16 protein-coding genes are annotated in these 16,231 nt (G+C 52.1%); 3 read left to right on the top strand and 13 right to left on the bottom strand.

Features of this window, described 5'->3' with window-relative positions; translation table 11 throughout:
* Positions 1-9 precede the first annotated feature (9 nt).
* The 4 genes from AC6RNO_RS30555 to AC6RNO_RS30540 are packed head-to-tail and all read right to left on the bottom strand — an operon-like array spanning position 10 to position 4,202.
* A complete protein-coding gene (locus AC6RNO_RS30555; protein WP_497107811.1) occupies positions 10-1,110 on the bottom strand; it encodes an endospore germination permease in 1,101 nt (366 codons plus the stop codon).
* A 48-nt stretch (positions 1,111-1,158) separates the two neighbouring features.
* Positions 1,159-1,380, bottom strand: coding sequence for a hypothetical protein (locus AC6RNO_RS30550; protein ID WP_474680363.1), 222 nt, complete (start codon positions 1,378-1,380; stop codon positions 1,159-1,161).
* Complete coding sequence (locus tag AC6RNO_RS30545) at positions 1,377-2,582, bottom strand: Ger(x)C family spore germination protein (RefSeq protein ID WP_474680364.1); 1,206 nt, start codon at positions 2,580-2,582, stop codon at positions 1,377-1,379. Before AC6RNO_RS30545 ends, AC6RNO_RS30550 begins: the two co-directional genes overlap by 4 nt.
* Positions 2,583-2,615: 33 nt before the next feature.
* Positions 2,616-4,202 (bottom strand): spore germination protein, encoded by a 1,587-nt coding sequence (locus tag AC6RNO_RS30540; protein WP_497107810.1) that lies wholly within the window; start codon positions 4,200-4,202, stop codon positions 2,616-2,618.
* Positions 4,203-4,488: 286 nt separating this feature from the next.
* Between AC6RNO_RS30540 and AC6RNO_RS30535 the strand changes: the two genes are divergently transcribed.
* Positions 4,489-4,962, top strand: a complete 474-nt coding sequence (locus AC6RNO_RS30535; protein WP_474680366.1) for a tautomerase family protein — start codon at positions 4,489-4,491, stop codon at positions 4,960-4,962.
* 396 nt (positions 4,963-5,358) lie between these two features.
* Here the strand turns inward: AC6RNO_RS30535 and AC6RNO_RS30530 are convergent, their stop codons facing one another.
* The 4 genes from AC6RNO_RS30530 to AC6RNO_RS30515 form a co-directional block, all read right to left on the bottom strand.
* Positions 5,359-6,108, bottom strand: coding sequence for a tRNA threonylcarbamoyladenosine dehydratase (locus tag AC6RNO_RS30530; protein WP_474680367.1), 750 nt, complete (start codon positions 6,106-6,108; stop codon positions 5,359-5,361).
* A gap of 136 nt (positions 6,109-6,244) precedes the next feature.
* Positions 6,245-8,026, bottom strand: coding sequence for an aspartate--tRNA ligase (gene aspS, locus AC6RNO_RS30525; protein WP_497107809.1), 1,782 nt, complete (start codon positions 8,024-8,026; stop codon positions 6,245-6,247).
* A gap of 31 nt (positions 8,027-8,057) precedes the next feature.
* On the bottom strand, positions 8,058-9,317 hold the full coding sequence (gene hisS / locus AC6RNO_RS30520; RefSeq protein ID WP_497107808.1) for a histidine--tRNA ligase: 1,260 nt from the start codon (positions 9,315-9,317) through the stop codon (positions 8,058-8,060).
* Positions 9,318-9,726: 409 nt separating this feature from the next.
* A complete protein-coding gene (locus tag AC6RNO_RS30515; RefSeq protein WP_474680370.1) occupies positions 9,727-10,032 on the bottom strand; it encodes a winged helix-turn-helix transcriptional regulator in 306 nt (101 codons plus the stop codon).
* Positions 10,033-10,153: 121 nt separating this feature from the next.
* Between AC6RNO_RS30515 and AC6RNO_RS30510 the strand changes: the two genes are divergently transcribed.
* Positions 10,154-10,546 (top strand): DoxX family membrane protein, encoded by a 393-nt coding sequence (locus tag AC6RNO_RS30510; protein ID WP_497107807.1) that lies wholly within the window; start codon positions 10,154-10,156, stop codon positions 10,544-10,546.
* Between the two features lie 343 nt (positions 10,547-10,889).
* Here AC6RNO_RS30510 and AC6RNO_RS30505 read toward each other — a convergent pair whose 3' ends face one another.
* A complete protein-coding gene (locus AC6RNO_RS30505) occupies positions 10,890-11,174 on the bottom strand; it encodes a hypothetical protein (protein ID WP_497107806.1) in 285 nt (94 codons plus the stop codon).
* Positions 11,175-11,477: 303 nt separating this feature from the next.
* Here AC6RNO_RS30505 and AC6RNO_RS30500 point away from each other — a divergent pair, with 303 nt between their 5' ends.
* A complete protein-coding gene (locus AC6RNO_RS30500) occupies positions 11,478-11,750 on the top strand; it encodes a hypothetical protein (RefSeq protein WP_497107805.1) in 273 nt (90 codons plus the stop codon).
* 81 nt (positions 11,751-11,831) lie between these two features.
* On the opposite strand, the gene AC6RNO_RS30495 is transcribed toward AC6RNO_RS30500, so the two are convergent.
* The 4 genes from AC6RNO_RS30495 to dtd form a co-directional block, all read right to left on the bottom strand.
* Positions 11,832-13,739, bottom strand: coding sequence for an FAD-dependent oxidoreductase (locus tag AC6RNO_RS30495; RefSeq protein WP_474680374.1), 1,908 nt, complete (start codon positions 13,737-13,739; stop codon positions 11,832-11,834).
* 79 nt (positions 13,740-13,818) lie between these two features.
* A complete protein-coding gene (locus AC6RNO_RS30490; RefSeq protein WP_488434564.1) occupies positions 13,819-15,363 on the bottom strand; it encodes a coproporphyrinogen III oxidase in 1,545 nt (514 codons plus the stop codon).
* 185 nt (positions 15,364-15,548) lie between these two features.
* Positions 15,549-15,722, bottom strand: coding sequence for a hypothetical protein (locus AC6RNO_RS30485; protein WP_474680376.1), 174 nt, complete (start codon positions 15,720-15,722; stop codon positions 15,549-15,551).
* A gap of 56 nt (positions 15,723-15,778) precedes the next feature.
* Positions 15,779-16,222 (bottom strand): D-aminoacyl-tRNA deacylase, encoded by a 444-nt coding sequence (dtd, locus tag AC6RNO_RS30480; RefSeq protein ID WP_474680377.1) that lies wholly within the window; start codon positions 16,220-16,222, stop codon positions 15,779-15,781.
* Positions 16,223-16,231: the final 9 nt, after the last annotated feature.

Raw genomic sequence — 16,231 nt, 5'->3', positions numbered from 1 at the left:
ATTTTGCTGTTAGTTTGTATTAAAAGCTTTCCGTTTGCGTAAAGAGGCAACTAAAAGCAAAAGCAACGGAATAAACATATAAACCGATAAAATATGAAACGGAACCGCCAATTTTACCAAAGTGGCAAAAACCGAAAAATTGGGCAAATCCCAAATGCCGATCACCACACTAAGAAGCGCGAGCGGAAAGACGACGGGCCGGTAATCCGACAGTCGAAAAAATTGTGCGAATGAGATCGATGCGCCATAGAGAAAAACGCCGACCTGCAGGAAATGGCCGACAACCCACATCGCCAGAACGATGGATTCCAGATTTTCCCAGAATGAACCGATGCTGATGTAGCGGAAAGCCATCAAAAGCGGATAAATTTTATTACCCAGATCCGGTCCAAGCAAAAATAAGCACATCAGGTTGGCATAAGTCAAAAACAATACAATGCCTCCTAATGAAATGAAGCCCCACTTCCTCCCTTTCTCCGGATCGGTCAGACAGGGCAGGAAGAAGGACATCATGAACAGTTCATTGCACCAGCCCATCATCGAAAAAGAGCCTTTGACGACTGGGACAATCCCATGGCTCAGGATGGGGAATATGTTCTTGATATCCAGATCAGGAATAAGAAGCAGCATAAAAAATACAGGCGCAATAAACATCGGCAAAAAAACGACGGTACTCCTCGCCAGCATTTCTACTCCCCCGCGTACAGCCAGAGCGCAAAGCAGGAGCATGGACGACATGATGATCAGAATAGGGGTTTTGAACAAAAAATTGCCCACTACGAAATCGGCATACTGACGGGTGATGCCCCCAGTAGCGTGCAGGTTGTAGGTGATGCAAATGATGCCTACGAGCTTCCCCGGTATTTTTCCAAGAATATGTTCGCTGTATTGGACGATCGTCTGCTTCGGATAAAGCTCATGCAGGCGAGTCGCCGTATACACGGCAATCAGGCCGATGAGAGCGGCCGGAAAGCTCGTAAACCAAAGATCGTTTTGAGCATATTGAGCGGTAACGGTCGGCAGCACGAGAAAACCGGAGGCCAACACAGTCGGAACCATCATAAGTCCCATTTGAAAAGCTGAAATTTTCCCTTTCTCCAACAAGAACATTCACCACGCTTCGAATTAATCCTCATTCCTTCGCTGCAGCATCCGAAACTACGGTTCAACCAGCCCCCTGAGAGGTTTGAAGATGAACTGAAGAAAAGTGGTAGGACCCCGTGTATGGGGCAGATCCAACATGGATAGGATCAAAATGACGAGCAGCAGGGAAACGAATACAGCGCGATCCCATTTCGGCAGTGCCTTCAATTTTGCCCATTCCAGCCGTACGATCAGCAATGCGGCAAGCGTAACTCCGCAGAAAAAGCCCCACATCATTTCTCCTTGACCTCCTCTTTGGGCATTCCCCCCGGAAAACTGATCGTCCCGGGCCTGAGTATACGAGTTTCGATTTCCGTGGTCACTTCTACTTCAGGGAAGCGACGCTCCCAACGATCTTTCACTTTTTCCCATTGTTCGGGGTATTTCCGGTGGAACACTTTCGCAAAATCAAGAATGTCCGCTTTCCAATGATGTTGGACTTCACGAAGAGCCAGCCGGATGCGTTCCGTCACATCATTCTCGAACGCCTTCTCCATCAAGGCCAGCAATTCGGGATTCATGGGATCCAGGTTGGTGCCGTTCTGAATAATGTCTCCTTCCGATTTTACTTTCACTGTTATCTTCCATGTTTCGCCTTGGATAGACGGAATCAACTTCACGCTTGCTTTCACGGGTTTCAACGATACTTGCCCTTCCGCGTCCTTCATTTTAAAGACAACCGTATATTCTTCAATTTCATTTCGGAGCCACATGACGCCGCGTGTCGTCTTTTCGGAAATTTCTCCGACCATCTTGTCTTCCTTGAAAATAGCGGCTCCTAAAAGATACGGAATGGTTTGAAAAGGCGCTGACGACTCAGTCTTTGGAAGGATGTATACCAATGGAAGCACAGCCGAACGGGCCTCTCCTTTTAACATGACGCCCAACTGCTGCATCGTCACTTGCATCCCGATATGCAAGCCTTCCAATTCCCGCAAAACTTCTGCCGAAGAGCGCTCGATTGGCGGAAACAACTCAAGCGCTTCTGCCGCCTTTCCTTTGCTGACAAACATATAAGCCCGCTCTCTCGTCTGAGGGAAACGAAGCAAGAAGTCGAGATGGTCCCGGATACCTGATTTGGCTACCGATTCGCCGAATATAAAAATTTGGCATTGCCCCCAGAACAGCTTCCGGGGAAACAGCCGCTGGAGCTTGGACAGAGCGTCCGCAGCATCGATGCCGATCTCCGTACGAACGGTAGTCCGTTTGGCCGCTCCGCCTCCGGAAATTCCGCCTCCCATCGCTCCTCCGCCCGCTTGGCTTTGAGGAATGATGACTTGCACAGTCACTCGAACCCGATGATTCTCCGCATGATCGAAAGCTAACGCCGTAATGATCGCCAAGTCATTGAGTTCCGTCCGATCCCAGCAGCCTTCAAGCAAGCCTGACAACAGAAGGAAGACAACTGCTTTTATGAACGGTTTCATCGAGCCATTCATCGTTTCCAATCTCCTTTGCCGGGACGTTCTCGATTAGTCTTCCCCTCCTTGTGCCGGTCCCGGTTTTAGACCGGAGGACTGCCGCCGTTGGTCATACGTCCCCGTAAGTCGCGGACGAGTCTCCATTTTCCACCACGGAGCCCTGACCAGAACGTCTTTCATTTCCGCCATTTTAGGAGTCGCTGCATCCGAGAGATACGGAACGCCGAACGAACGCAAGCTGCACATATGCAGAACGATCGCGATAATCCCCATCATAACGCCGACCAACCCCAGCGTTCCCGCAAGAATGATTAACGGAAATCGGAGCATCCGTACGGCAATCCCGGTAATATAGCGCGGGATCATGAAGGAGGCGATTCCGGTAATGGCCACCACGATGACCATCGGCGCGGACACAAGACCGGCTTGAACCGCCGCCTGACCGATGACGAGCGCACCGACGATGCTAACGGCGGCGCCAACCTGCTTGGGCAACCGCACGCCCGCTTCACGCAGCGCTTCAAAGGAGATTTCCATGATTAGCGCTTCGATCAGAGCCGGAAAAGGTACGGATTCCCGAGAGCTCGCCATGCTGATTAACAAGGAGCCGGGCACCATCTCTTGATGAAAAGTAAGAGTTGCCACATACAAAGATGGAAGAAGAAGTGAAATAGCGATAAAACTGTAACGAAGCCAACGAATAATCGTGGAGACCATAAAACGCTGGTAATAATCTTCCTGAGATTGAATCAATGAAAAAAAAGTGATGGGAGCAATCAATACGAAGGGCGTTCCCTCCGTCAAAATCGCCACTCTTCCTTCCAGCAAACAACCGCAGACCACGTCGGGCCGTTCCGTACCAAGTAATTGCGGGAAAGGAGAATAAGGGTGATCCTCAATCATCTCCTCGATATAACCGCTTTCCAGAATTCCGTCTATCTGAATGCGGTTAAGACGATTTTTGACTTCTTCCACCAGCGTCGGGTCCACGAGTTCTTCGACATAAGCGACAACGACTTTCGTTTGGGTATACGATCCGATTTTCATCGATTCCATTTTGAGGAGAGGGCTCTTGATAATGCGCCGTATTTGGGAAGTATTGGTCCGCATTGTTTCGGTAAAGCCTTCCCGCGGTCCTCTGATCCCTACTTCGGCTGAAGGTTCTTCAATTCCGCGTTTTTCCCATTTGGCCAACCCCAAAGCAAAACCGATCACCTCGTTGTCGCACAACAGGATCGGGTAACCATTCGAAAGATACTCTACGCATTGTGCAAATGTGGTGAATCCATCCGCTTTCGATACGGATAATTTGCGCTCAATAAGCCGCTCGATACCGTCGTTATTATCGATTCCTTCCGTTATGAGGGGGGCTATGACATGCCGCTCGATCCCTTCAGGGTCGGACAAGCCTTCAATATACATGATGAGCGCTTTCGCCTTTCCTCCGATGAGAAAGGAACGGTAAATCACGTCCGAGCAATTGTCATAAAGTGCGCGAAGTGAGTCTTCATTTTGATCCAAATTCGAATTCAGATTTTGCGGCTGCGGCATTTCGGAACTATTTTGTTGGAAATGATTGCGATTCGGTTCTACTCTCAATCTTTTGAACAGGCTTCTGATCAAGCGGAGTGTCCTCATCGGGATGAAATCCTTTCGATAACATTCTTGTTAAATATATTGTCGAATTTTTCCTAATTTATACGAGGAACCCCCGAGTTCAAATTTAATGGTTTCGGGCAGCTCTGCGCACGCCTAAAATTTTATATATTTATTTAATATATATTATTATAATAATTATTATTGACAAAGGTTTGGAACAGGTTTAGAGTTTGGTTATGAGCAGTGGGCTCATATGGATTACCGGACTTCGTCGAAGCATTAGCGGTTTCCTACAACACTATACGCAAAAAGGAGAGTAACAAAAATGACTATGATTTCAGTGAATTATCCCGAAAATCGGATTACAAAAGAGCAGCGTCGTCTTTTAGCGGAATCTTTGACAGATGCCGTACTTATTCCGGAAGTAGGCCAATTTTGTCCGCCGGCACGCGAAGGTTTTCAAGTGCGCTTTACAGAGCGTCCTGCAGATTACATGGCTATTGGAGGAAAGCTGCTTTCGGACATGCCTGAGCGTGACGTTATTACCGTTAACGTATTAGTGATGGACGGTGATTGGCCTAATGAGGTCCGAAAACAGGTCCTTGAGAATATTATTGCCAGTTTGACTAAAGCTCTTGAAGTTCCGGAGCCATCTCCTGCATGGTGGGTATCCTTCCAAGTCATTGAAGAAGGAAGCTGGGGTTCGCGCGGCGGTGTGCTTTCCATTTTAGATTTGTTGGATTCGGGAGTTTTTACAGAGGAAAAAATAAAGGCAATCCGTCAAAACATTCAGAGATAGGCAGAACAGATGATAGCGGGTTCGACAAATTCCTCGTTGATATCCCATGCAAGCATGAGCAAATGTGGTATCGCGTCTCCTTTTTATGATACAATATGTATCAGAAAATAGAGATTGGAGTGGATAACTGTGCCCTATTATCACTACAAGGAGTTGTGGAGCCCGCTTGCCCTGTTCGGCATTCGATTTTTCCGGGATGAGGAAGGGGGATTGTGGATTAAAGTTCGCGACAATCGCCGCAGAAAGCTCAGATAACCTCGTGTTTACCGATAATATCCATAAACGCAAGCGCAAAATTTCCTCGATAACCTAAAATTGACCTTCGCTCAAAAAAAAGAGGACCAACACCGTTTCCATGTCAGTCCGCTTTCATGTTAACTTGATCCGCTCATCGGCTTACGCTTGAGCCCGTTCCAGCAGTTCTTTAACGGCAACGCTCACCATAATTAATCCGGCTACAGGCGGAACGAATGCATTGCTGGCCGGCGGCATTTGCGCTTTGCGTATTTCCGGCGCATTTTCGGGCACGATCTGCTGGGTGACATCTTCGCGCGGCTTGATCGGCTGCTCGGTCGAGAAGACGACTTTGACCCCTTTTTTGATGCCTTCCTTGCGCAGCTTATGACGAATCACCCGTGCGATCGGGTCCATAGTCGTTTTGGAAATATCGGCAACTTTGAACTGCGACGGATCCATTTTGTTCGCCGCGCCCATGCTGGACACGATCGGGATTTTCCGGTCGAGGCATTGCTTGATCAGATGTATTTTGTAGCTGATCGTATCGCTCGCGTCAAGCACGTAGTCGAGCTTGTATTCAAACAGCTTCTCGTACGTTTCTTCGGTGTAAAACATGCGCAGCGCGATCGCATCGCACTCCGGATTGATCAATTTGATCCGGTCGCGCATCAAATCGGCCTTCGGCTGCCCGACGGTCGTGGTCAGGGCATGGATTTGGCGATTGATATTCGTAATATCGACTACGTCTTTATCGATGAGAATAATTCGGCCGACTCCGGTACGTGCCAGCGCTTCCGCTGCAATCGAGCCTACGCCGCCGATGCCGAGCACGGCCACCGTGCTGTTTTTCATCACTTCCAGGCCTTCCGGCCCGATCGCCAGCTCCGTACGGGAAAATTGATGAAGCATGAGATACGGTCCCCCTTTGGTATGCATGAACCATAAAAAGCGCGGAAAACCGCGTTACAGCTTGGATTTGCACACTTGTCCAGCTGCTGTAACGCGGGCTTTCCGGCTTTTTTGCTATTGATAGAAGCCCCTTCGCTTAAGCTTTAGCCGCAGGCTGCTTCAAAGACACGCGGATCGACAGCTGCTCAAGCTGCTGATCGTCGACTGTCGCCGGCGCGTCCATCAGCAGATCCGTAGCGCTCGCCGTTTTCGGGAACGCGATCGTTTCCCTGAGGTTCGTGCGGCCTGCGATCAGCATGACCAGACGGTCGAAACCGAAGGCGATACCGCCGTGAGGAGGCGTTCCGTATTCGAAAGCTTCCAGCAAATAGCCGAATTTGTCGTAGGCGTCTTCTTTCGAAAAGCCGAGCGCCGCGAACATTTTTTCCTGTACTTCACGCTTGTAAATACGCATCGAGCCGCCGCCTACTTCGTAGCCGTTGAGCACGAGGTCGTACGCCTGCGCGCGGATTTGGCCGGGGTCCGTATCGAAGAAAGGCAGGTCCTCTTCTTTCGGACGCGTGAACGGATGGTGCTCCGCAACGTAGCGTTTTTGTTCCTCATCGTAGCTCAGCAGCGGGAAGTCGACAACCCATGCGAATTTGAAGACGGAATCGTCGATCAAGCCGAGGTCGCGGCCGATTTTTAGACGCAGGTTCCCGAGAACGTCGGCAACTACTTTCTTTTTGTCGGCGGAGAAGAGCAGCAAGTCGCCTTCTTCCGCGCCCAGACGCTCAGTCAGAGCGGCAATCTCGGCTTCGTTGAAAAATTTCACGATAGGCCCTTTGAACTCGCCGTCTTTTACCTGAATCCAGGCGAGACCTTTGGCCCCGTATCTGGCCGCGAACGGCAGCAAATCGTCGATTTCCTTACGGCTCCATGTACCGCAGCCTTTGGCGTTCAGCGCTTTGACTTGACCGCCGCCTTTGATCACGTTGGCAAACACTTGAACCCCGGACTCGCCGACGATGTCGGAGACGTCCTGCAGTTCCAGCCCGAAGCGCAGGTCAGGCTTATCGGAGCCGTATTTGCCGATCGCGTCGGCATAGCTCAGACGCTGGAACGGACGGGCAATTTCAACGCCTGCGGTAGTTTTCATCAGCTCGGCGACGAGCTCTTCCATCATGTCGAGAAGCTGATCCCGCGTCAGGAACGAAGTCTCAATGTCGACTTGCGTGAATTCCGGCTGGCGGTCTGCGCGGAGATCTTCGTCGCGGAAGCAGCGCGCGATTTGGTAATAGCGCTCAAGGCCGCTCACCATCAGCAGCTGTTTATAAATTTGCGGAGACTGCGGCAGTGCAAAAAATTCGCCCGGATGCACGCGGCTCGGCACCAAATAATCGCGGGCGCCTTCCGGCGAGCTTTTCGTCAAAATCGGTGTTTCAACCTCGATAAAGCCATGATCGTCAAGGAAATTGCGGAATACTTTCGCCGCTTTGGAGCGCAGCATCAACGTTTTTTGCATTTCCGGACGGCGCAGGTCGAGATAGCGGTATTTCAGGCGAACGGCTTCGTCCACGTCAACGCCGTCTTCGATAAAGAACGGAGGCGTCTTCGCCGGGTTCATGATTTCGATTTCCGTAACCTGGATTTCGATTTCGCCGGTTGCGATGTTTTTGTTGACGGTTTCCGGGTCGCGTTCTACGACTTTTCCTTGCACGGCCAGCACGTATTCATTGCGCGCACGGTCGGCTACGGCAAGCGCATCGCCGGAGAAGTCCGGGTTGAAGACGATTTGCACGAGCCCGCTTCTGTCGCGCAGATCGATGAACAGTACGCCCCCCAGGTCGCGTCTTCTTTGCACCCATCCGTTTAATGTAACTATTTGTCCTACTTCAGCTTTCGTCAATTGTCCGCAGTGATGTGTTCTGAGCAACATGGTTGTGCAGCCTCCTAAAATAATTTGTCTGTTATGCAAACAGCGTTTTCGCCGCATTCGCGGTCAAATCCGCCAAGCTGACGGTCATTTGGTCTCCGGTCGCCATCTTTTTCAGCGTAATTTCTCCCCGGGCCAGCTCATCGTCGCCGAGAATCGCGACATACGCCGCGTGAAAACGGTCAGCCGATTTCATCTGCGCCTTGATCTTCCGGCCGAGATAATCTTTCTCCGCGGCAATTCCCTGCTGCCTCAACTGGTAAAGCAGCTTGGCCGCTTCCCGCTCCGCAGCTTCGCCAAGAGCGATCAAATAGACGTCAAGCGGTTCAGGCTTAGGCACCTCGACGCCCTGGCTGGCAAGAACGAGCAAAATCCGTTCCAGGCCGAGCCCAAGGCCTACGCCGGGCTGATCGCTGCCGCCGATTTGCTCCACGAGACCGTTGTAGCGGCCGCCGCCGCCGATCGTATCGATCGCTCCGATCCCCGTAGCCTTGTATTCAAAGGCCGTATGTGTATAGTAATCGAGTCCGCGGACGAGACGGGGATTAATGGTAAAAGGAATGTCCATGCCCTTTAGGTGATCCTGTACGGTCTGGAAGTGCGTCGTACACTCTTCATCAAGAAACTGCAAAATGTCCGGCGCCCCTTCCCCGTACTTTTGATCTATTTTGCAATCGAGAATACGCATCGGGTTGCGGTCGAAACGGGACTGGCAGTCTTTGCACAGCTTATCTTTGACCGGCGCGAAAAACTTTTGAAGCTCTGTCCGGTAAGCGGTTCGCACGGAAGGCGTACCGACCGAATTGATTTCCACGCTCACGTTCTTCAAGCCGATCTCCTTGTAAAACGTAAAGCCCAGCGCAATCACTTCCGCATCGATGCTTGGATCGACGGAGCCGAAAGCCTCGATGCCGAACTGGTGGAACTGCCGGTAGCGTCCTGCCTGCGGCTGCTCGTAGCGGAACATCGGGCCCACATAGTACAGCTTGCTTACGTCAGGCTCCCCGTACAGCTTGTTTTCCACATATGCCCGCACGACTCCGGCCGTGCCTTCGGGACGAAGCGAAATGCTGCGGTCTCCTTTGTCGAGAAATGTGTACATTTCTTTTTCCACGATATCCGTCGTTTCGCCGACTCCCCGGGAAAACAGCTCCGTGTGCTCGAAGATCGGGGTGCGAATTTCTTTGTAGTTGAATCTTCGGCACAGCTCCCTGGCTTTGGTCTCCAAATACTGCCACTTCTCCACTTCGCCGGGCAGAAGATCCTGTGTGCCTTTCGGTTTTTGAATGCTCATCGGTTTCAACCTCCTAATTTCAGTTTCCAAGGCGACGCCAAACAAAAAATCTCCCGCCCCGACATTATCTGTCAGGGACGAGAGATTCGATTGCCAAATTCACCCGTGGTACCACCCACATTCAGGACTGCCCTGTCATCAAAAAAAGACGAATCACGGCTAAATCCTGCTCTTTGCGGTTAACGCCCGCTATACGCTCGGCAGCTACTTGCACATCGGCTCGATGCGGTTCCCTGCCGGTCCTCGGGGAAGTCTTTCATCCGCTCATCAAAAGGAAGCTTGCAGCCTCGGCTTCCCTCTCTGAATATGTGGGGGCGAATTACTCTGTCCCTTCAACGGATCGTTGAAGTATCCAATTACGTTATTGCTAATTGTAAACATTGGCAGCGTTAAAGTCAAGTAAGCAAATTTAATGTTGGTCTGCCCATTTTTGCAGCTCGTCCATGACGGGCTTGAGCCCTTTTCCCTTTTCTGTCAATTCGTATTCAATACGCACCGGAGTTTCCGGATAAACGTGACGGATTATGATTCCTGCAGCTTCTAGCTCCTTAAATCGTTCCGAAAGCATACGATCGCTCATACTGGGGATGAGTTCGGAAATGTCCTTAAACCGCTTGGGGCCCGTAAGCAGCACGCGAATAATAAGTCCTGTCCAACGTTTGCCAATCAGTTCAAAAGCATTTTCGAATTTGGGACACAGTTGATAGTCTTCCATACGAATCATCTCCTTATAAACAATTTTAACATAGTTGCTTGACAAAAGTAAGTGTTCGTCATAATATACTAACATAAAGTAAGTTGTTAAACAAAAATAATTTATGAAGGAGTTGTTAGTTATGGCATTAGGACTACTTATTATTCGTTTGGTGATCGGACTAACCTTCGCGGCGCACGGCACGCAAAAATTGTTCGGCTGGTTCGGAGGCTACGGCCCCAAAGGAACCGGCGGTTTCTTCGATTCGATCGGCATTAAACCCGGCGTCACAATGGCCGTGCTGGCCGGTCTCGCCGAGCTGGCCGGAGGCCTGCTGTTCGCGGCCGGGCTTTGGACCGTCGCCGGCGCCGCGCTGATCGCGCTCACGATGCTTGTCGCTATCGTAAAAGTGCACGGCCAGAACGGCTACTGGTCCACATCCAACGGTTCGGAGTACAATGTTGCGTTAATTGCCATTGCAATTGGCGTCGCTCTGATCGGCACAGGCGACTATTCGCTTGACGCTCTTATGTAAAAATAAGCGGCCGCGTATTTATGAAAGCCGCCCGGAGCTGCAGTTTGCGCCCGGGCGGCTTTTCTTGTTTGGCCGGCTGCGACCGGCATTGACTTTCTGCACGGCGCGCAGCTCCCAGCCTGCGGTGTTGCGCTGCATGGCGGCGGTCGATCGACCACTGACTGACTTGGTCTGGCTTGGTCTGGCACCGCCTGGCCTGCCTTAGCCTGACTTCACATGCTCGGTTTGGCATACCTTGGCTTGCCTGGCCTGAATCTACTTGACTTGGCACCGCCTGGCCTGACTTAGCCTGACTTCACATGGCATGGCTTGACTGCCTTGACCTGGCTTGGCTTGACCTGACTTAGCCTGATTTTGCCTGGCTTTCCATGGCTCGGCTTGGCTTAACTATACAGTGGCAGCGGGCAAAGCCTGCAAAAGTGCAGGCTTTTTCGAAGGAAAGGGCCTGTTTTTGGGAAAAGCCTGCAATTGTGCAGGAATTACCCTCATCTCGGCCTCTTTCTACAGTTTTAGCAGCAAAAGCCTGCTGATTCGCAGGAATTTTCCGTGGCAAGCGATTTAAGGAGCAAAAAGATGCACTTTTGCAGGCTTTCTGAGTTTTTAGAGTGTTGGCTTTACTTTCGCCCAAGAAAATAGCCTGCAGCACAAAGCTGCAGGCCTTCAAGGAATTTATATTTTAAAGGGGGTCGAGTTTTATTATATCCGCCCATGATTAAGAGCGTATGAAAAACAAATTACATTTCGGTTACAAAGCTTTGCGTCGCGCTCCCGGTGCGCGGTGTTGCACTGCATGACTGCGGTCGGTCGACCAAATGCCTGTTTTTCAACAATTTTCATCTTCTGCGCATCGTATATTCAGTCTCTTTACACATATACATGGTATTGCAGGGGAAGGAAGAATCCCCTCGAAAAAAAGAGGAGGCTGATAGCGATGAAAGCACAAAACGAATTGCAAGAACGGCTGCAGGATTTATTGGTGCTCTTCTCCGAAGACGCGGACGAAGTCGGTGCAGTCGAAGAGGAAGCGGATGCTTCGGAAGCTGAAGACGACGCTGTAGAAGAAGCGGACGAAGATGCGGACGATGGGGAAGCGGATGCTGAAGAGGCGGATGAAGAAGCAGACGATGCTGATGAGGATAGCGGCGAGGAAGCTGCGGAAGAAGCGGATGATTCCCCAGAGGATGCCTCCGACTCCGAGGCGTAACTGTAAGCGCACTCAGCATTCCCATCCACAAACAGGTTAAGAGCCTTATTACCCGTTCTGCGCGGTAATAAGGCTCTTGACTTATAATGCTTTGCCTGTCAAGCCGACCTTCAGGTCCTTGATCAGCATATAGGTGTCTGCATTCGTAAGATTTTGTTGGTCGGATATGAGCTTAACCGACGCATCCGTCAACAGACCGGCGCGGATAAGCTCGGCTTGCGCTTCCGCCGGAGAAGTTTTTATGCCGAGTGCCTGCGTAATCGTATAGCTGGCCTGCTCTAATGTCAGCGGGATTTTGTCGGAATTGTCCAGCTTCGCGATCGCTCCCGACGGATCGCCTTTGAATGCGTCCGGCTTCATTTTTTTGGCACCGTTCACGACATTGACCATGCGCTTCGGATTCGCTTTGTCGTCCAGATGGAAGTTGTTGTCGTATGCGCCTGTCGCCAGCCCCAGCATGAGCGCCGTCTTCAATCCTTCATACTCTTTATGCTGCATAAACGGTTCCGGCTTCAGCTGGATAGGCTGAATATCTACTCCCTGGCTGCCCAAATCCGCCTGGAGTTTGGCAACCGCCTCTTTCGACGCGGAGAGCTGTCTGAACGTCATGTTATCCTGCCGGGCGATTTTTGCCGCGACGCCCGCCGCTTGGCCTTCGGCGATTCCGGTCGGAATGACGCGCGCACTGCCGTGCGGCAGCGTGTCGTAGCTTGCCGATCTCCCGACGACGAGGAGGCCGTCCACTTTTTGCGGAACGAGGCTGCGGAACGGAATGGCGTATTGCGTCGGATGGCAGACGACATTGCCCGAATCCGTCGGGGACACCCGCTGGATATCGACGGCGTAAGAGCCAAAGCCGATGCGGTCCCACTGATCGTTGTTCGAGCAAACGTCGACGATGCTCAACCGGTATTCGCCCTCCATATGGCGCGTTTCACGCACATACAGCTCCGGAGCCGTACCCGCCAGTTCCAGACCGGCAAACTCCGGGAACGTTTTTTTCATGTATTCCACGACATTCGGCAGTTCTTTTTTCCCGATTTCAAAAGCATCCTGAACCGACTTCGGATCGAACGGGTCCACCCCGAATATTTGCAAAGAGTTGACCAGCACGGTGTTGTCGTTCTCTCTGCCCATGTTCAGGCCGCGCATTTTGGCGCGTTCTTTATTGATCGGCGGATAGCTGCTCATCTCCCCGTAGCCCCAGACGCTTACATCGTCCACGCCCGTGTTCGAATTGTTGTCGCCGTTGAGCCGCTTCGCCATCTGGCTCCATACTTCAGGAGTCACATTAGCCAGGCGGAATACGAGCGTCACCGCCATTTTGGACTTCGGATCGCCCAGATCTTCCCGGCCGGTCGTGAACGGAACGCCCGCCGCAGCGGCAAAATCCCCATCCTGCGTCGCGTCGATAACCGATCCGGCCTTCACCGTCTGCTTGGTGCCGTCCTCCAGAACGATCGCCGCACCTTGTACCTGCGGATTTCCGGATGCGCCCTGAACGGTAACCGGCTCGATCTTTTGAGTTTTCAGCAAAATATCAATGTTCTTCTCATTGCGGACGATATCGTAAAAGGCGTTTGCCGCCGTATTGACGTCGAACGAGCTGCCTTCGACCTTGGCATACCATTCGGTGAAAAAGCCTTTGTTCAGAAATTCGTGTTTGCCGAGCGGATTCGTCTTGGGCGCGTAATTCAAATCCAGCGTATTCAGCCATCCCAAAGTCATGAGACCGCCGAGTATTTCCCGGTTGCGCCCGTCAACGAGCAGCGTCGACAGGCCGTTGCGGGCCGCCGACACAGCCGCGGCGATTCCTTCCGGGTCTGTTCCGACTACGATGACATCGTATGAGTCCTTCGCTTTTTTGAGCGATTTCACCGGCTCCAGCGCCTGCTTGTGGCCTCTTGGCGCGCCGATCGCCAAGTGCTTGTACTGATAATACAGCGATGCGGCGGCAGCCAGCACGGCAAGCAGAATAAGGGCCGCCATCCAGAAAATCCATCCTTTGGACGGAGCATTGTTTGTTCGGGAACGGGTTGACATACGTAATTAGACACCAGCCTTAAGTTTACTGCGTTTCTTGCAGCCTCGCGCCCGAAGGCTTGTAAGCTTCATTCAGCAGCATTATTTTTTTCTCGATATATTCCTTATACGCCTGATTGTAGACACTCGGTTCTTTCGGATTCGGAAAACGTTCGATCCGCTGCGGCTCCTGCTCCGCGGCATCGCGGGGAAATAAAATTTTGCTGACCGCGCCGCAGCCCAGCCCGATAATCGTCTGGCGCTCCTCCATCATGAGGATGTTGTACAAGCTTTCGCGACCTTCAAAGGAGTAGCCCACATTTTCCAAATTGCCCAAAATATTTTTCTGCCTGTACAAGTAGTAAGGGACATATTCGTGCTGCTGCGTCCACTCTATAGCCCGATTCATCATGTCTTCGACCTCATCGCGCCCCGCTACTTCGTATTGATCGCGGTTTTTCGTCATCCGCGAAGCGCGCTTAAAAGACAGCGTATGCACCGTCAGCGACTCGGGCAAAAGCTTTTCCGTCTCGCGCAAGGAATGCTCAAGTTCGTTCATGCCTTCGTTCGGAAGCCCGATAATCAGATCCATGTTGATGTTGTCGAGCCCCATGTCCCGCGCCAGCTTGAACTTCTCCACGGTTTCCTCGACCGTATGATGCCGGCCGATTGCATCCAGCGTCTCCTGCGTAAAGCTTTGCGGATTGATGCTGATGCGGTCGACGTTCCATTTTTTCATGACTTCGATTTTTTCCGGGGTAATCGTATCGGGCCTGCCCGCTTCCACGGTCAGCTCCCGCACCGCGTTCATATCCGGGAACGACTCGTGCATCGTCACGAACAAGGCGTCCATCTCTTCGGCCGTAATGCTTGTCGGAGTGCCGCCTCCCCAATAGATCGTCGTGATGCGCAAGTCCGCGTCCTTCATCCACTGTCCCATGATGCGAAGCTCCTCGTGCAAGCCGTGCAAAAACGAGTTGACCGATCCGTTATTGCCGCGGATATCGTAAGCCGGGAACGTGCAGTAGGCGCATTTCGTCGGGCAAAACGGAATCCCGATATAGACGCTGACCTCGCGGTCCAGGTGGAACAAATCGGGGATGACCTTGAGCTGGCGCTCCGCGATCTCCACAAGCAGCCGCGCCTTCTCCTCGCTGACCAAATACTGCTCCAGCAAAATTTGCAGACAGGCGGCGCGGTCGTGCTTTTGCAGCAAATTGTGCATCAGCTTGGTCGGGCGCACGCCCGTCAGAATTCCCCACGGCTGCGTAAGCCCCGTCATACGCTGCAGCGCCTGCAAAAGCGCCGTGCACACAGCCCGGCGAACAGCAGCTTTGCTTGCCGCCGCGTCTGCAGCATCCGCCGAGCGCTCGTTGCGCGCCGTCCATTCCTCGGCAGCGGCGGCATCGCGGACCCGAACGGAAGCGCAAGCTTTGCCGGGTTCAGCCGTTTCCAGCACAATATCGATCTGGAGCTCGGCATCGCCGGCCTGCAGATAGCTGATCTCCACTTCCTCAAAAAACAGCCGGTTAATATGTAAAATTTCCGTCGTCAGCTCGTGAAAACCGGAACGGGTCACTTGAATTTTCAAACAAAACCCTCCATTGTTTGTATCGCTTTTGCAGATCCTGCCGGTAACGCCACTTGTTAGTTTACCATATTTTCATAGCCGTGAGAAATTTGGCGAAAATCTGACGGGTCAAAGGAGCGATGCCGCCCGGCACGAAGAAAGCCCCGGCGCTGCCTAAGATGACGGCAGTGACCGGGGCTTTCGGATCATCGGTATGATTTTTTCGGAACGCTTTTCAGCTTTTCCTGTTCGGAGGTGAACTCCTGGCTCATTTCTACATCGCCCAAAGCGGGCGCCTGGCTGAGTCTTTCTGCAAAAGTCCCGTGCAGCAGTTGCTGCTGCGCCGCCGTCATCGCTTTATGCTTGATCGATTGCCGCATCCTGGTGCCCCTAACTGACTGGTTTGTACACTTAGTGTTGCCAGCCGGCGGGCAATCTAACCCTTGCTGTCGATAATGAGCGTAACGGGTCCCCAGTTGGTAAAGCTTACGTCCATCATTTCGCCGAAAGCGCCGGTCTCGACCCGCAGACCCTGCGCTCTGAGCAGCTCGTTGAACTTCTCGTAGAGCGGCTCCGCGGTCTCCGGCCTGGCCGCCGCCATAAAATTCGGGCGCTTGCCTTTGCGACAGTCCCCGTACAAAGTAAACTGGGAAACCGACAAAATTTGCCCTCCCGTATCCGTGACGGACAAATTCATCTTACCAGTCTCATCTTCGAAGATGCGAAGCCCCGCAACTTTATCGGCCAAATATTTCGCATCCTGTTCCGTATCCTCATGCGTAACGCCGATAAGCAGCATCAAGCCTTGCTCGATTTGTCCGATCGTCTTTCCGTTAACCGCAACAGCGGCCTGCTTGCATCGCTGCACCACTACCCGCATGATCTGCCG

This window comes from Paenibacillus sp. sgz302190, from assembly GCF_059820445.1.
The sequence above is the reverse complement of the archived record's forward strand: the minus strand, read 5'-3'. Positions and strand labels throughout refer to the sequence as shown.

Excerpts from the sequence above, each read along its gene's own strand:
- AC6RNO_RS30555 (WP_497107811.1), bottom strand. The coding sequence starts at position 1,110 with ATGTTCTTGTTGGAGAAAGGGAAAATTTCAGCTTTTCAAATGGGACTT.
- AC6RNO_RS30550 (WP_474680363.1), bottom strand. The coding sequence starts at position 1,380 with ATGATGTGGGGCTTTTTCTGCGGAGTTACGCTTGCCGCATTGCTGATC.
- AC6RNO_RS30545 (WP_474680364.1), bottom strand. The coding sequence starts at position 2,582 with ATGAATGGCTCGATGAAACCGTTCATAAAAGCAGTTGTCTTCCTTCTG.
- AC6RNO_RS30540 (WP_497107810.1), bottom strand. The coding sequence starts at position 4,202 with ATGAGGACACTCCGCTTGATCAGAAGCCTGTTCAAAAGATTGAGAGTA.
- AC6RNO_RS30535 (WP_474680366.1), top strand. The coding sequence starts at position 4,489 with ATGACTATGATTTCAGTGAATTATCCCGAAAATCGGATTACAAAAGAG.
- AC6RNO_RS30530 (WP_474680367.1), bottom strand. The coding sequence starts at position 6,108 with ATGCTTCATCAATTTTCCCGTACGGAGCTGGCGATCGGGCCGGAAGGC.
- aspS (WP_497107809.1), bottom strand. The coding sequence starts at position 8,026 with ATGTTGCTCAGAACACATCACTGCGGACAATTGACGAAAGCTGAAGTA.
- hisS (WP_497107808.1), bottom strand. The coding sequence starts at position 9,317 with ATGAGCATTCAAAAACCGAAAGGCACACAGGATCTTCTGCCCGGCGAA.
- AC6RNO_RS30515 (WP_474680370.1), bottom strand. The coding sequence starts at position 10,032 with ATGGAAGACTATCAACTGTGTCCCAAATTCGAAAATGCTTTTGAACTG.
- AC6RNO_RS30510 (WP_497107807.1), top strand. The coding sequence starts at position 10,154 with ATGGCATTAGGACTACTTATTATTCGTTTGGTGATCGGACTAACCTTC.
- AC6RNO_RS30500 (WP_497107805.1), top strand. The coding sequence starts at position 11,478 with ATGAAAGCACAAAACGAATTGCAAGAACGGCTGCAGGATTTATTGGTG.
- AC6RNO_RS30495 (WP_474680374.1), bottom strand. The coding sequence starts at position 13,739 with ATGGCGGCCCTTATTCTGCTTGCCGTGCTGGCTGCCGCCGCATCGCTG.
- AC6RNO_RS30485 (WP_474680376.1), bottom strand. The coding sequence starts at position 15,722 with ATGCGGCAATCGATCAAGCATAAAGCGATGACGGCGGCGCAGCAGCAA.
- dtd (WP_474680377.1), bottom strand. The coding sequence starts at position 16,222 with ATGCGGGTAGTGGTGCAGCGATGCAAGCAGGCCGCTGTTGCGGTTAAC.